The sequence below is a fragment of the Lentzea sp. NPDC051213 genome, from assembly GCF_044455585.1.
Taxonomy (GTDB): Bacteria; Actinomycetota; Actinomycetes; order Mycobacteriales; family Pseudonocardiaceae; genus Lentzea.
Genome location: NZ_JBITEX010000008.1, coordinates 400251 through 414513, shown reverse-complemented (window position 1 = coordinate 414513; position 14263 = coordinate 400251). Strand labels below are relative to the sequence as shown.

The 14263-nt window shown below is 69.6% G+C and carries 14 protein-coding genes; 8 read left to right on the top strand and 6 right to left on the bottom strand.

Annotated elements, in window-relative coordinates:
* Positions 1-45: 45 nt before the first annotated feature.
* From ACIA8G_RS33800 to ACIA8G_RS33785, 4 genes are all read left to right on the top strand, one after another.
* Complete coding sequence (locus tag ACIA8G_RS33800) at positions 46-717, top strand: hypothetical protein (RefSeq protein ID WP_396422771.1); 672 nt, start codon at positions 46-48, stop codon at positions 715-717.
* Between the two features lie 10 nt (positions 718-727).
* A complete protein-coding gene (locus ACIA8G_RS33795) occupies positions 728-1906 on the top strand; it encodes an RtcB family protein (protein WP_396422770.1) in 1179 nt (392 codons plus the stop codon).
* A 70-nt stretch (positions 1907-1976) separates the two neighbouring features.
* On the top strand, positions 1977-2567 hold the full coding sequence (locus ACIA8G_RS33790) for a hypothetical protein (protein ID WP_396422769.1): 591 nt from the start codon (positions 1977-1979) through the stop codon (positions 2565-2567).
* The gene (locus ACIA8G_RS33785) at positions 2560-3138 is read left to right on the top strand and encodes a hypothetical protein (protein WP_396422768.1); all 579 of its coding nucleotides are present in this window, start codon (positions 2560-2562) and stop codon (positions 3136-3138) included. Before ACIA8G_RS33790 ends, ACIA8G_RS33785 begins: the two co-directional genes overlap by 8 nt.
* 57 nt (positions 3139-3195) lie before the next feature.
* Here the strand turns inward: ACIA8G_RS33785 and ACIA8G_RS33780 are convergent, their stop codons facing one another.
* The 5 genes from ACIA8G_RS33780 to ACIA8G_RS33760 form a co-directional block, all read right to left on the bottom strand.
* Positions 3196-3537, bottom strand: coding sequence for a hypothetical protein (locus ACIA8G_RS33780; protein WP_396422766.1), 342 nt, complete (start codon positions 3535-3537; stop codon positions 3196-3198).
* 557 nt (positions 3538-4094) lie between these two features.
* The gene (locus ACIA8G_RS33775) at positions 4095-4862 is read right to left on the bottom strand and encodes a GntR family transcriptional regulator (protein WP_396422765.1); all 768 of its coding nucleotides are present in this window, start codon (positions 4860-4862) and stop codon (positions 4095-4097) included.
* A 31-nt stretch (positions 4863-4893) separates the two neighbouring features.
* Positions 4894-5679, bottom strand: coding sequence for a glutamate ABC transporter substrate-binding protein (locus ACIA8G_RS33770; RefSeq protein ID WP_396422764.1), 786 nt, complete (start codon positions 5677-5679; stop codon positions 4894-4896).
* A 195-nt stretch (positions 5680-5874) separates the two neighbouring features.
* Positions 5875-8502 carry a GNAT family N-acetyltransferase gene (locus ACIA8G_RS33765; RefSeq protein ID WP_396422763.1) on the bottom strand — a complete coding sequence of 876 codons (2628 nt, stop codon included), beginning with the start codon at positions 8500-8502 and terminating at the stop codon, positions 5875-5877.
* A 7-nt stretch (positions 8503-8509) separates the two neighbouring features.
* On the bottom strand, positions 8510-9682 hold the full coding sequence (locus ACIA8G_RS33760) for an acetoin utilization protein AcuC (protein ID WP_396422762.1): 1173 nt from the start codon (positions 9680-9682) through the stop codon (positions 8510-8512).
* 146 nt (positions 9683-9828) lie between these two features.
* Between ACIA8G_RS33760 and ACIA8G_RS33755 the strand changes: the two genes are divergently transcribed.
* Entirely contained in the window at positions 9829-10431 is a 603-nt protein-coding gene (locus ACIA8G_RS33755; RefSeq protein ID WP_396422761.1) for a hypothetical protein, read from the top strand.
* Between the two features lie 33 nt (positions 10432-10464).
* On the opposite strand, the gene ACIA8G_RS33750 is transcribed toward ACIA8G_RS33755, so the two are convergent.
* Entirely contained in the window at positions 10465-11313 is an 849-nt protein-coding gene (locus tag ACIA8G_RS33750) for a sulfurtransferase (protein WP_396422760.1), read from the bottom strand.
* 77 nt (positions 11314-11390) lie between these two features.
* On the opposite strand from ACIA8G_RS33750, the gene ACIA8G_RS33745 reads away from it, so the two are divergent.
* From ACIA8G_RS33745 to galE, 3 genes are read left to right on the top strand one after another with little or no spacing between them, the layout of a single operon-like run.
* Positions 11391-12086, top strand: coding sequence for an iron dependent repressor, metal binding and dimerization domain protein (locus ACIA8G_RS33745; protein WP_396422759.1), 696 nt, complete (start codon positions 11391-11393; stop codon positions 12084-12086).
* Positions 12083-13258, top strand: a complete 1176-nt coding sequence (gene galK, locus ACIA8G_RS33740) for a galactokinase (protein WP_396422758.1) — start codon at positions 12083-12085, stop codon at positions 13256-13258. The genes ACIA8G_RS33745 and galK overlap by 4 nt, the downstream gene beginning before the upstream one ends.
* A gap of 36 nt (positions 13259-13294) precedes the next feature.
* Positions 13295-14257, top strand: a complete 963-nt coding sequence (gene galE, locus ACIA8G_RS33735; protein ID WP_396422757.1) for a UDP-glucose 4-epimerase GalE — start codon at positions 13295-13297, stop codon at positions 14255-14257.
* Positions 14258-14263 lie beyond the last annotated feature (6 nt).

The window sequence follows — 14263 nt, the reverse complement described above, 5'->3', positions numbered from 1 at the left end:
GAACTGGGTATGCCCAGCTCACCCGGAGCCAATACCTTGTGGCACATGCGAAAGCTTCTCGTGGCAGTCATGACGGTGCTGGCGTTCACGGTCTCCACCGGCACGGCGGCGGGCGCACCGCTGCCGTGCCCGGAGATCTTCGCGACCAACAACACCGCGATCATCACCGACCCCGCCGATCCGCGCCTGAAGGACCGGCTGGTCAAGTTCGACCGCGAGGTCCGCGGCATCGTGTTCGCCAACGGCGGCGTCACCACCCGCTCCACGCTGCTCGACGGCGTGTTCTGGTCGAGCGTCCTGCAGCAGACGACGTTCGAGCGCTCGCGCAAGTTCGACGTCACCCTCAACGAGGCGAGCCTGCGGCACACCGCCTCTACGATCAGCAAGCAGTTCAGGCAGGAGTCGGTGCTGACGTTCCGCTTCCTGCCGTCGAACTCGCCGAAGGTCGACGCCGTCCAGGTCGAGGTCCCCGGCGTCACGGCGACGCAGGTGCGCGAAGGCCTCCTCAAGGACGCGGTCGCCCGCGAGAAGCTCGGCGGCGGCAGCGTCACGTTGCAGAGCAAGGCCATTCTCATCGCGGACGTGAACGACCTGCCGACCGTGCGCGCGTTCGTCACCAACCTCGGCGGTGACATGAGCAAGGCCAAGGTGCACAGGGGTGCCTGGGAGTTCGTCGGTGCCGAAACTCCTTTGTGGAGCAGCCAGAACGCGGCCTAACCTCGTAGCCATGGCAGCAAACCTGGTCCGCGGTAAGAACGTGGACATCCGCATGTGGACTCGGCCGGACGAGGTCGAAGAGTTCGCCATGCAACAGCTTCAGAACATCTCCGCGCTGCCGTGGGCCGTCAAGCACATCGCTGTGATGCCGGACGTGCATTACGGCAAGGGCGCCACGGTGGGGTCGGTGATCGCGCTGCGCGACGCCGTCTCCCCTGCGGCGGTCGGCGTGGACATCGGCTGCGGCATGACCGCCGTGCGCACCTCGCTCACGGCCAGTGACCTGCCGGAGACGCTGCGCGGGCTGCGGTCCCGCATGGAGGCCGTGGTCCCCGTCGGTTTCGGTCAGCACAAGGCGACCGCGTTCACCGAGAGGGACGCGTCCGACTGGGCGCCGTTCTGGAGGAAGTTCGACGACCTGACGCCTGCTGTGAAGGCGCGCGCCGACAAGGCGCTGCACCAGATGGGCACGCTCGGCGGCGGCAACCACTTCCTCGAGGTCTGCCTGGACAGCGACCAGCAGGTGTGGGTCATGCTGCACTCGGGGTCGCGTGGCATCGGCAACGAGCTGGCGCAGCACCACATCGCGGTGGCGCGCAAGCTCGCGCACAACGCCGAGCTGCCGGACCCGGACCTCGCCGTGTTCCTCGCGGGTACCCCGGAGATGGCGGCGTACCGGCACGACCTGTACTGGGCGCAGGACTACGCGCGGCGCAACCGCGCGGTCATGCTGCGCCTGGTCTGCGACGTGCTGCGCGCCGACTTCCCGCACATCGCGTTCGAGGAGCCGATCTCGTGTCACCACAACTACGTCGCTGAGGAGACCCATTTCGGCGAGGACGTGCTGGTGACGCGCAAGGGTGCGATCCGCGCCGGGCGTGGCGACCTGGGCATCATCCCCGGCTCGATGGGCACCGGTTCGTACATCGTGCGCGGGCTCGGCAACCCGGACTCGTTCGAGTCGGCGTCGCACGGCGCCGGCCGGAAGATGTCGCGCAACAAGGCCCGCAAGACGTTCACCACGCAGGATCTCGCCGCCCAGACAAGTGGTGTCGAGTGCCGCAAGGACTCCGGCGTGGTGGACGAGATTCCGGGCGCCTACAAGGACATCGACACCGTGATGGCGAACCAGTCCGACCTCGTCGAGGTGGTCGCCAAGCTCAAGCAGGTGGTGTGCATCAAGGGCTGATGTTTCTCCTGCCCCGGTGAGGGAAAGCCTCCAGGACACAAAGGCTTTTTGCCTGTCTTGGAGGTTTTCCATGTCAACGGGCGCCATCATCGGCCTGGTGGTCGCGATTCTCGTGGTGCTGGTGGTCCTCGCGTTCGTGCTGAGGCCCGCCTGGCAGCGCAAGAAGTTGCGCGACCGTTTCGGCCCTGAATACGACCACGCGGTCGAGCAGAGCGACAGCAGAACGGCCGCGGAGAAGGAGCTCGCCGAGCGGGAGCACCGCCACAGCGAGTTCGACCTGAAGCCGCTCAGCCCTGCGGCACAAGAGAGTTACCGCCGGCACTGGGCCGGCGTGCAGGCCAAGTTCGTGGACTCGCCGAGCACGGCGATCACCGATGCCGACAAGCTGGTGACCGACCTGATGGCCGAGCGCGGCTACCCCACCGAGGGTTACGAGGCGCAGCTGAGCGTGCTGTCCGTGGAACACGCGCGAACGTTGGAGCACTACCGCAAGGCGCACGACATCTCCGAGCGCCAGGAGCTCGGCGAGGCGAACACCGAGGACCTGCGCACCGCGATGGTGCACTACCGCGAGCTGTTCGACGACCTGCTCGAACGCGGCGCTGGTCCGCGCAAGGACAGGGAAGCGGAAGCCGCGCGGAAGGAGAAGAGCGATGCCTGACACCGTCCCCGCCCCGTCCGAGCAGGCCAGGGCCACTGCCGCCCACGCACAGCGCGAAGCGAGGCCTGACGAACGGCGTGACGAGCGGCGCGACGAACGAACCGCTCAGGTTCAACAGGCGCAACAGCGAGAGGCCGCCCAGCGCGAGACATCTCAGCGCGAGACATCTCAGCGCGAGGCATCTCAGCGTGAGACTCCGCAGCACGAGACGTCACAGCGGGAGACCCCGCAACGCGAGACGTCACAGCGGGAGACCCCGCAACGCGAGATGCCGCAGCGGGAATCCGCACAGCGCGAGATGCCGCAGCGCGACGCCGTTCCTGAACAGCAGCGGCCGTCGAACAGGCTCTCCGACGAGTGGCAGGCCGTGCAATTCGAGTTCGTCGACGACCCGAAGGCCGCGGTCCGCAAGGCCGACGAGCTCGTGACGCGGGCGATCGAGGAGCTGACCTCCCGCCACCGCTCGCTCTCCCAGCAGTGGAAGGGCGATGGCGACCACGAGACAGAGGACTTGCGACTGGCTCTCCACCGCTATCGGGAATTGTTCAAGTCGCTCGTTGCCGTGAAGTGATCTGAAGCCCCGGCGCCGTGGCCGTAACAGGTTGCGGCGCCGGCAGGCATGTCCGCCTCAGCTCGGCAGCTCGCGGATCTCCATCTCCAGCACGTCGATCTCGTCGCTGATGGCCTCGTCGAGCATGTCGTCCAGCAGCTTGCGGCACTCCGCCGATCCGCACCGCGGAAGGCCCGCCCCGAAACGCGGCACCTGCTCCCACCACACAGCCGGGTTGTTCCAGAACGACCCGGAACCCTGATCGACGCCTTCGAGGCAACGCAGTCGCTGGTCGCGCTCGGGAAGGGCCCGCACGAACTCGATGAACAACGCCAGTGCGTCGTGATTGCTCACCGGGACCGCGCCGTAGCCGCGCAGGCAATCCTCGAGTTCAGCGAGGAACTCCGCCTTGAAAGACACGGCACACCCCCGCTCCTCCGCACCGTTGCGGAAATACTGAGTTCGTACTACCAACAGTACCTCCGCGGCCTGCACGGGAAACGAGTGCGAACGGGCGGTATCTTCCTGCGCTCGCAGGGGATCCGGTGACCCGCAGTCACTTCATCGCGCCGCCGCGCAGCCTCGGGTGTGACGTATCGAGACCCGGGAAACCCGTTGCCCAGCTTGACGATCTGGCCCCCCGACCAGCTTGCCTGCCGAAAGGGCCGCCGGCGCCGGGGCGGGCGAACGTCAGCCTCCCGGACGCGCCGGGGAAGTCACGCAAAGTGCGCGCGGCAACGCCGAGGGGTCATGGGCGGGGAGAGCGCATCCGTTGGGGCCCGAAAGGAATGCCCTCGTCGAGCAGCTCGTCCCGGCGAATCGTTTGATGTCTTCCAGATTCCACTCGGCAGTGACCCGCGCGAGCGCAACGCACACCATCCGTTGTGGACAGTCGAGCAGAAAGCCGCGCCGCACAACGCATGCAGCCGAACGTGACGACCACCGGCAGGGGGTGGTTGCCACGACGATCTCCGGTTCTAGCGGTCGGCGTGCAGCCTCGCCACGAAGCTGAACCGGTCACCCCGGTACAGCGATCGGGCGCGTTCGATCGGGTGACCGTCGACGTCGTAGGAGACGCGGTGCAGCAGCAGCATCGGCAGCGCGGGGTTCGTGCCGATGAGCAACGCCTCACGCGGCGTGGCGAGCACCGTTTCGACGCGTTCCTCGGCTTCGGCGAAGCGCACGCCGAGACGCTCGGTGAGGCACGCGTACAGCGATCCGGCGGGGTCGAGCTTGTCCAGGAGGTCCGGGAAGCGACCCAGGGACAGGTACGTCGACTCCAGGCCGATGCGCTCGTCGTCAGCGAGCAGCACGCGCTCCAGGTGCACGACCGGGTCACCTGGTTCGAGCATCAGGTCGCGGGCCAGGCCGTCGTCGGCACCGAGCTCCTCGACCGTGATCACGGTCCGGTTGGGCTCGACTCCCTGACGGCGCATGCCCTCGGTGTAGCTGACCAGCGACAACGGTTGGATGAGCTTCGGCGGGGCGACGAACGTGCCACTGCCTTGGCGGCGGATGAGCAAGCCTTCGAGCACCAGTTCGCTGACGGCCTGGCGGAGCGTGACGCGCGAGACGGAGAACCGCTCGGCGAGCTCGCGTTCGGACGGCAGGACGGTACCTTCGCCGAGGGTTTCGACGAGATCGAACAGCTCGGCCTTGACCGCGTAGTAACGCGGGACTCGGCCGTGTTCTGGGATGCCCGCGCGAACAGGTCGATCAGCGCGGTGCGGCGGGACGCGGTTCACGTGGCGTGAGCCTACGTCACGCCCCGTGTGATCAGGGCGCCAGCTTCGGCGGGTCGGGGATCTTGTAGCCGGAAGATCCGATGTTGGCCTCCAGCGACTTGCGCCAGGCGCCCGAGTCGATCATCTTCTGCAGCGCCGCCTGCACCTTGGCCTTGCTGGTGGGGTCGTCGCGACGCAGGCCGACGCCGTACTCCTCCTTGCTGAACGGGTCGCCGACGACCCGCAGGAGCTCGGGGTTCTGGGCGGCGTACCCGGCGAGGAGGACGTCGTCCGTGGTCACGGCGTCGACGTTGTCCGCGAGCAGCGCCGTGACGCAGTCGCTGAACTTCGCGTACTCGACCAGGTTCACGTCCTTCGCGAACTGTTCCTTCACGTACGCGGCGGACGTGGAACCCGCCGTCGAGCACAGGTCCAGTTCGGCGTTGAGCGACTTGGGACCGTCGATGCGGCTCTCGTTCATGCGAACCAGCAGGTCCTGGCCGGCGACGAAGTACGGGCCGACGAAGTCGACGATCTGCTTGCGCTTGTCCGTGATCGAGTAGGTGGAGACGACCATGTCGGCCTCACCGCTGGTCAGCAGCGTCTCCCGGTTGCCGGGCTGCGCCTCCCGCCAGACGATGTTCTGCTCCTTGACGCCCAGCTCGCCGGCGATGAACTTGGCGACGTCGACGTCGAACCCGCGGTAGGCGCCGTCGAGCCTGCGCACCGCGAGGCCCGGCTGGTCGTACGAAACGGCGATCGTCATGCGGTCGTTCGCGCTGACCTTGCCAGCCATCGTGGACTCGTCGCCGCCCGCGCACGAAGCGAGGAGAAGCACGGCCGCACATGTTGTCGCCACCAGGCGGAGGAGCGCTCTCGGCGTCATTCATCCCTCTTACAGCGTCGTTCCACAGGCATGCGCCGACGCACCTCGGGTGGTGCTGAGCGGCGATGCGGGAAACCTAAGCGGCTATCCGACGCATGTCCATACCCCGGAGCGAATGAAACATACGGAATCGTTGCGGTAACGCCCTCAGCGCAGGCGGCGTGGACCGGCGTCGTGCAGGGAGGGCGGCGGACCGACGACGATGCGCGCACTGCTGACGAAAGCCCCTGCGGCAGAGGCAAGAACGGGCTCGAGCTTGAGCGCGCGCACCTCCGGAAGGTCCTCCGCCAATGCGGCCAAACGGAGTACCAGTTCCTGAAGTGCTTTCAGGTCCGCGGGTTCGTCGCCGCGGTAACCGGTGAGCAGCGGCGCGGCCTTCGGTGCGGCAACGAGTTCGGCCGCGTCGGTGTCGGTGAGGGGTACCGCCCGGTAGGCGCGGTCGCCGAGGAGGTCGCTGACCAGACCCGACAGTCCGAACCAGACCAGAGTGCCGAACGACGGGTCGTCCTGGAGGCCGAGGACGCAGCTGACTCCCTTGGGGGCCATGCGTTGCACGTACACGTCCGTTTTGCCGGAGAGCTCGGCCAGGTCCTGGTAGGCCCCGGTGACCGATTCGGCGTGGGCGATGTCGAGCCGGACGCCGACGAGATCCGTGCGGTGGCGGAGGCGTTCACTCGTGGCCTTCATCGCGACCGGATAGCCGAGTTCGTCCGCTGCCCGCACGGCTTCCTCGGCGCTGTGCGCGATGCGGAACGGGACGACGTCGATGCCGTAGCACTTCAGGAGTTCGAGCGCGGTGTCGTCGTCGACCATGCGGTCGGTCTGCCCCAGCATCTGCTCCACAATGGACCGCGCCGCGTCGCTGTCGATGCCGTCCGGTCTCGTGAAACGGCCCTGAGGCGCGGCACGCCAGCGGGCGTAGCGGATGGCGCGGGCGAGGGCGAGCACGGCGCGTTCGGGACTCGCGTAGCTGGGGATCGAGCCCTTGCCCGGCACCCTCAGCTCCTCCGGGATGCCCTCGACCGCGAGGAACGTGGAAACGATCGGCTTCGTGCGGTGCGCGGCTTCCTTGAGCGCGCGGGCGTAGGCGGCGCCGGGGACCGCGATCGGTGGCACGAACACGACGACGAGAGCGTCGGTGTCCGCGCGGTCGAGGGCCGCGGTCACCGCCTTGGCGAACTCCTCCGGGGTCGCCTGGGCGCCGACGTCGACGGGGTCGCCCGCGAGGTCGAGATCCTGGGCGAGCAGCGTGTCGGCGGCGAGCAGTCCGATGGCGGTCGAGTTGCCGACGACGGCGACGCGCTTGCCCTTGGGCAGCGGCTGGTGGGCGAGCAGCAGCGCGGTGTCGAACAGCTGGGCCAGCGATTCGACCCTGATCACGCCGGCCTGCTCGAACAGCGCCTGGACGCTCGCCTCGTCGACCTTCGCGCCGGTGGCGGCGAGGCCGGGCACGACGGCGTGCCGGCCGGACTTCACCGCGACGATCGGCTTGGTGCGGCCGAGGCGTCGCGCGAGCCTGGCGAACTTGCGCGGGTTGCCGAACGACTCCAGGTAGAGCAGCACGACGTCGGTCGCGGGGTCGGTCTCCCAGTACTGCAGCAGGTCGTTGCCGGAGACGTCGGCGCGGTTGCCGGCGGAGACGAACGTGGACAGACCGAGGCCCCAGCCCGCAGCGTTGGCCAGGATGGCCGTGCCGAGGGCGCCGGACTGGCAGAAGAAGCCCGCGCGGCCGCGTGCCGGGAGCTTCGGCGCGAGGCTCGCGTTGAGGCGGACCTTGGGGTCGAGGTTGAGGACGCCGAGCGCGTTCGGTCCGACGACGCGCATGCCGTGCGCCCGTGCCTCGGCGGCGAGCCTGCGTTCGGCGGACAGGCCGTCCGGGCCCGTCTCGCCGTAGCCGCTCGAAACGACGACCAGCGCCTTCACGCCCTTGGCGAGGCAGCCGTCCATCACCTCGTCGACGCTGGCGGCGGGGACGGCGACGACGGCGAGATCGACGTCGTCGGGGATGTCGAGCACGGTCGGGTAGGCCCGCACGCCCCGGACCGCGCGGTGCTCGGCGTTGACCGGGTAGACGGGGCCGTTGAAGTCGGCTTCGAGGAGGTTCTTGAGGACCGCGTGACCGATCTTGGTCGGGTCGGTGGAGGCACCGATGACGGCGACGCTCTTCGGGTGCAGGAGGTTGTGCACGCTGCGCGCCTCAGCGGCCTGCTCACGGGCCCTGGCGACGGCGACGGACTCGTCGGTGGGGTCGATCGCGAACTCCAGGTGCAGCACGCCCTCCTCGAACGCCCTGCTGACCTGGTAGCCGGCGTCGCGGAACACCCGGACCATCTGCCCGTTCTCGGCCAGCACCTCGGCCTCGAACCGGGTGAGCCCGACCTCCCTGGCGGCCGCCGCGAGGTGTTCGAGCAGGATGCTGCCGAGCCCGCGCCCCTGGTGCGGGTCCTCGACGACGAACGCGACCTCGGCGGACTCACCTTCGTTCAGACGGTCGAACCGGCCGACGGCGACGATGTCGTCGCCGAGCAACGCGACGATCGCGACCCGGTCGTGGTGATCGACCGTGCTGAACCGCTCGAGGTCGCGCTGCGGGATCCGCGGGTAGGGGCCGAAGTAGCGGAAGTACCGCGTCCGCTCGGACAGCCGGCCGTGGAACTCCTTGAGCTGCTCGCTGTCGTCCGGCGTGATCGGCCGCAGGTGGACGGTGCCGCCGTCGCTGAGGACGACGTCCGCCTCCCAGTGCCTCGGGAAGTCGAACGGATCTCTGGAGCCCACTGTGGTTTCAGTCCCTGGGGTCGTCGGGATCGAGCCCGTGCAACGGGAATACCGCCCGGCGCGTCTCGCGAATCGCCTTGTCCACCGGCTCCTCCGCATCCCCGCCCCACGGCTGGTGCACAGGGTCGCACTCATCCGTCATCGACGCAGGCAAAGGCCAGTCGGGTGCGATGCGCGTCGCATGCGCCACCCAGTCCGCCGGCAACGGCCGGTTCGGGTCGACATCGCGGTCCAGCACCGTGGCGAGCAGGTGCGTCCACGACCGCGGCACGACCCTGAGCAGCTCGTACCCACCGCCCCCGAGCGCGAGCCACTTGTAGCCGTGCTCGACGACCAGTTCGCGAAACGCCTGGTAGATGGCCCGATGCCCGTCCACGCTGAGCGCCAGGTCCGCGAGCGGATCCTCCTTGTGCGTGTCGACACCGCACTGCGTGACCAGCACCTGCGGCCGGAACGCCGTCAGCAACGCCGGCACCGTCGCGTGAAACGCCCGCAACCAGCCGCCGTCCCGCGTCCCCGCCGGCAACGCCACGTTGACCGCACTCCCCTCGGCCCCCGCGCCACCGACCTCGCCCGCCCACCCGGTACCCGGCCACAAGCTCATCGGATGCTGGTGCAACGAGATCGTCAGCACCCGCGGGTCGTCCCAGAACGCCGTCTGCACGCCGTCCCCGTGATGGACGTCGACATCGACGTAAGCGATGCGCTCCACGCCACTGCGCAACAACCACTCAATGGCCACCGCACAGTCGTTGTAGACGCAGAACCCGGCCGCGCTGTCCGGCATCGCGTGGTGCAGCCCGCCGGCGATGTTGACCGCCCGATCCGCCTCACCGGACGCGATGGCGCGCGCCGCCACCAGCGACCCACCGACCACCAACGCCGACGCCTCGTGCATCCGCTCGAACACGGGGTTGTCCGGCGTCCCCAGCCCGTGCCCGACGTCCCACCCGGCCGTGGGCGCCGCCTGCACCGCGCTCAGGTACCCCGGCCGATGCACGAGCTCGATCTCCTCGTCACTGGCCGCCTCAGGCACCCGCAGGTCGACGCCCTCGAGCACACCGAGCGCGGTGGCGAGCCGAACCGTGAGGTCGAGCCGAACGGGATTGAGCGGATGGTCGCCACCGAGGTCGTACCCGAGGAAGGACCTGTCCCAGACAACAGCGGCCGACTTACCCATGACCAGCAACCTACCCACCGATCGGCCCAACCGGTGATCACGTCTTGGTCGCCGCCCATGCCCGCCGACCCCCGGACGCCTACAGTCCCACCCGGCCGGCCACGAACGTCCGGAACCGAATCCACCGAACAGGGGTCAGAGGCGACATGCACCTGCGACCAGCAGCCATCCTCATCGCTCTGAGCCTGACCCTCACCGCCGTCACAGGCTGCGCCCAGCAGGTCAAGGGCTCGGCGGTCGCCGACACCAACGCCGCCCCCGAGCCCGCGGACCCCACCTCGACCTCGAAGAAGGCGCCGGCCAGCACCTCGGCCACGAAGCCCGCCGACCCGTCAGGCCAGAAGCGGGCCGACGTGAAGATCACCACCAAGAAGAAGGCCACGGGCCTCGAGACCTGCGGCGTTCTCAAGAGCGCGGACATCGAAGCCGCCACCGGCGGCAAGTCCTCCGCGGACGGCGGCTGCATCCACACCACCACCGGTCCGTCCACCGTCATCACCCAGATGGTCACGGTCCCGGACGTGGCGGACGGCGAAGGCGAGAAGAAGCAGATCGAGATCGGCGGCAACACCGCGTGGCAGGTGAGCAACGGCAAGGAGGACTGCCAGGTCACCGTCATGCTGACCGACGACCCGGCCGCCATCACCCCGGCCTTCTCGGTGAGCGTGCTGGCGATCGATGAACTCGACACCTGCGCCGCCGCCCTCAAACTGGCGAAGCAGGGCTTCGAACGCATCCCCAACGCCTGACCGGCCCACCCGCCCCGGTGCGCCCGGCCCTCGTCAGCCGGTGGCGACCTCCCGGTCCAGCGCGCACCAGTTCGACCACGACCCGGCGTACAACGCCGCCGGCTTCTCCGCCGAGGTGATCCCGGCAACCTCCAGCGCCAGCACCACGGACGAGGCCGTCACCCCGGACCCGCAGTACGCGCCGACAGCCACCTCACCGGCCTCGCCCGCCGGCACCCCGATGCCCGCGAACCGCTCGGCCAGCTCCGCCGCACCGAGCCACCGCCCATCGCCACCGACGTGCCCGGCCGACGGCGCGTTGAGCGCACCCGGAACGTGCCCGGCCTTGGGGTCGACCGGCTCCGTCTCCCCGCGGTACCGCTGCGGAGCCCGAGCGTCGAGCAACACGCCCTCGCGAGCCAGCACCGCCGCCTCGTCCGCGTCCAGCACGGGCATCTGCCCAGGTCGCACCACCACGTCGCCTTCGGCGGGCGACGGCTCCTCGGCGGTCACCGGCAGCCCTGCCGCCTCCCACGCGGCGAACCCGCCGTCCAGCACGGCCACGTCGCCGTACCCGGCCCACCGCAGCAGCCACCACACCCGCGCGGCCACCGACCCGTCCCCGCCGTCATACGCCACGACCTGGCCGCCCTCGCGCACACCGGCGCGGCGCAGCACCTCCTGCAGCCGCTCCGGATCCGGCAGCGGATGCCTGCCACCAACACCCGGCGGAGAGGACAACTCGGTGTCCAGATCGACGTACACCGCGCCGGACACGTGGCTGACCTCGTAGTCTTGGCGTCCGGGTGGTCCGCCGAGCCGCCACCGGACGTCCAGCACGACGGTGGCCGGCCGCGCACTCAGCGCGTCGGCGAGAGCTTCAGGAGTGATCAAGGGATGCACAACACACATCCTGCACCGCGCGGACACCTGTGTCCCCCGGCACGACTACCATCGACACCATACGAAGGGGAGCGGGTGTGAACGACCTCATCGACACCACGGAGATGTATCTCCGCACGATCTACGAGCTCGAAGAAGAGGGCGTGGTGCCACTGCGCGCCCGCATCGCCGAGCGTCTCGGCCAAAGTGGACCGACGGTGAGCCAGACCGTCGGCCGCATGGAGCGCGACGGCTTGGTGATAGTGGCGGAGGACCGCCACCTCGAGCTCACCGAGCAAGGTCGCAACCTCGCGATCGCCGTCATGCGCAAGCACCGGCTCGCCGAGCGCCTCCTCGTGGACATCATCGGGCTCGAATGGGAGCACGTGCACAGCGAGGCATGCCGCTGGGAGCACGTGATGAGCGAGGCGGTCGAGCGCAAGCTCATCAAGCTGCTCGGCAACCCCACCACCTCGCCCTACGGCAATCCGATCCCCGGCCTCGACAAGCTGGGCGACGGCGAGCCCGCCCCGCCCGCCGAGGCGGACCTGGTACGCGTGGACGAGGTGGCCCGCCGCGGCGGTGGCCGCGTCGAGGTGCGCCGCATCGCCGAGCACGTCCAGCTCGACCCGGACCTGATGGCCGAGCTGAAGGACGCCGGCGTGGTGCCCGGCGGCACCGTGGAGGTCGAGTCGCTGGGCAGCGGCAAGGTCATCCACGTGCGCGGCGGCAACGGCAACACGGCCGAACTCGACCCCGCGGTCGCCCACGCCGTCATGGTGCTCGCCCGGTGACCCAGGCGACGACACCGGCTGAGAAGGCGGCGGAGGCGTTCCAGCGCCTGCACGGACGCGCTCCGGAAGGGGTCTGGTCGGCACCGGGCCGCGTCAACCTCATCGGTGAGCACACCGACTACAACGACGGCTTCGTGCTGCCGTTCGCGTTGCCCCACCGCATCGCCGTGGCGGCGTCACCCCGAGCCGACGGCGTGCTGACCGTCAGCTCGCTCGGCAACGACGGCGGGGTGCAGGACGCGGACCCGGTCGTGGTGGCCGACCTAGTCCCGGGCACCGTCAACGGGTGGGCCGCGTACCCCTGTGGCGTCGCCTGGGCCCTGCGCGAGCAGGGGATCGACGTCACCGGAGGGGCGGATCTGATCATCGCGGGCGACGTGCCCGCGGGGGCCGGTCTCTCCTCGTCGCACGCGCTCGAGTGCGCGGTCGCGCTCGCGTTGCTCGGCCTTGCCGGCGTCAACGCGGAGCGGCCGGACATCGCGCGCTGGGTGCAGCGCTCCGAGAACGACTTCGTGGGCGCGCCAACCGGCATCCTTGATCAGACGGCATCGCTGTGCTGCGTCGAAGCGCACGCGTTGTTTTACGACGTGCGGTCCGGCAAGCCGGAGCAGGTCGCTTTCGACGCGGCTGCCAGCGGCCTCGAGGTGCTCGTCATCGACACCCGCGCGAGCCACGCCCTCGTCGACGGCGGCTACGGCGCCCGGCGGGCCGGCTGTGAGCGGGCGGCCGGGATCCTCGGCGTTCCCGCGCTGCGCGACGTCGACATCGCCGAGCTCGACGAGACGCTCGTCCGGCTGCCCGAAGAGCTGCGTCCGCTGGTGCGGCACGTCGTGACTGAGAACGACCGGGTCCTGCGCACCGTCGAGCTGCTCCGCGCGGGCAGGCTCGCCGACGTCGGGCCGCTCCTCTCCGCCTCGCACACGAGCCTGCGGGACGACTACCGCGTCTCCTGCCTGGAGCTCGACGTCGCCGTCGAGTCCGCGATGGCGGCTGGAGCGCTCGGCTCCAGGATGGTCGGCGGCGGCTTCGGCGGCTCGGCCATCGCCCTGGTGCCCGTCGAGCGGCACGACGAGGTCGAGCGGTCCGTGCTCGCCGGCTTCGCAGCGCGGTCGCTCACCCGGCCGCGACTCTTCACGGCGGTTCCGTCCGCGGGTGCGGGCCGGGACCGGTAGCAAAGAACGATCTTGACTAGGAATGCGAGGACTGTGGTGAAGCTGCTCGTCACGGGCGGGGCCGGATACGTCGGCAGCGTGTGCGCTGCCCGCTTGCTCGAAGCCGGGCACGAGGTGGTCGTGCTCGACGACCTCTCGACCGGGCACGAGGACGCCGTCCCGACAGGAGCGCGCTTCATCCGGGGCGACATCGCCGAGGTGATCGGCGATGTCCTCGCGGAAAGGTTCGACGGAGTTCTGCACTTCGCGGCGAAGTCCCTCGTGGGCGAGTCCATGCAGGACCCCGGCAAGTATTGGACGGGTAACGTCCTCACTGCGGTTCGCCTGCTCGATGCGATGAAGGATCACGGCACGCCGAAGCTCGTCTTCTCCTCGACTGCCGCGACGTACGGCGAGCCGCGGGAGGTGCCGATCCCCGAGACCGCGCCCACCGCGCCGACCAACACCTACGGCGCCACCAAGCTGGCCATCGACCACGCGATCACGTCGTACGCGGCCGCGCACGGCCTGGCGGCGACGAGCCTGCGGTACTTCAACGTCGCCGGCGCCTACGGCAGCATCGGCGAGCGCCACGCGACCGAGACCCACCTGATCCCGCTCGTGCTCCAGGTCGCGCTCGGGCAGCGGGAACACATCTCGATCTACGGCGAGGACTGGCCCACCGAGGACGGCACCTGCATCCGCGACTACATCCACGTCACGGACCTCGCGGACGCCCACCTCCTGGCGCTCGAGCACGCCACCCCCGGCGAGCACCGGATCTACAACCTCGGCAACGGCACCGGCTTCTCCGTCAAGCAGGTCATCGACACCTGCCGTGAGGTCACCGGCCACCCGATCCCCGCCGTCGTCGCCGACAGGCGCGCCGGCGACCCGGCCGTCCTCGTCGCCTCCGCCGAGCGGGCCCGCACGGACCTCGGCTGGAAGCCCGAGCGCGCCGACATCACCGGCATCGTCCGCGATGCGTGGGAGTTCACCCGCGCTCGACACGGGGCCTGAGCCGGG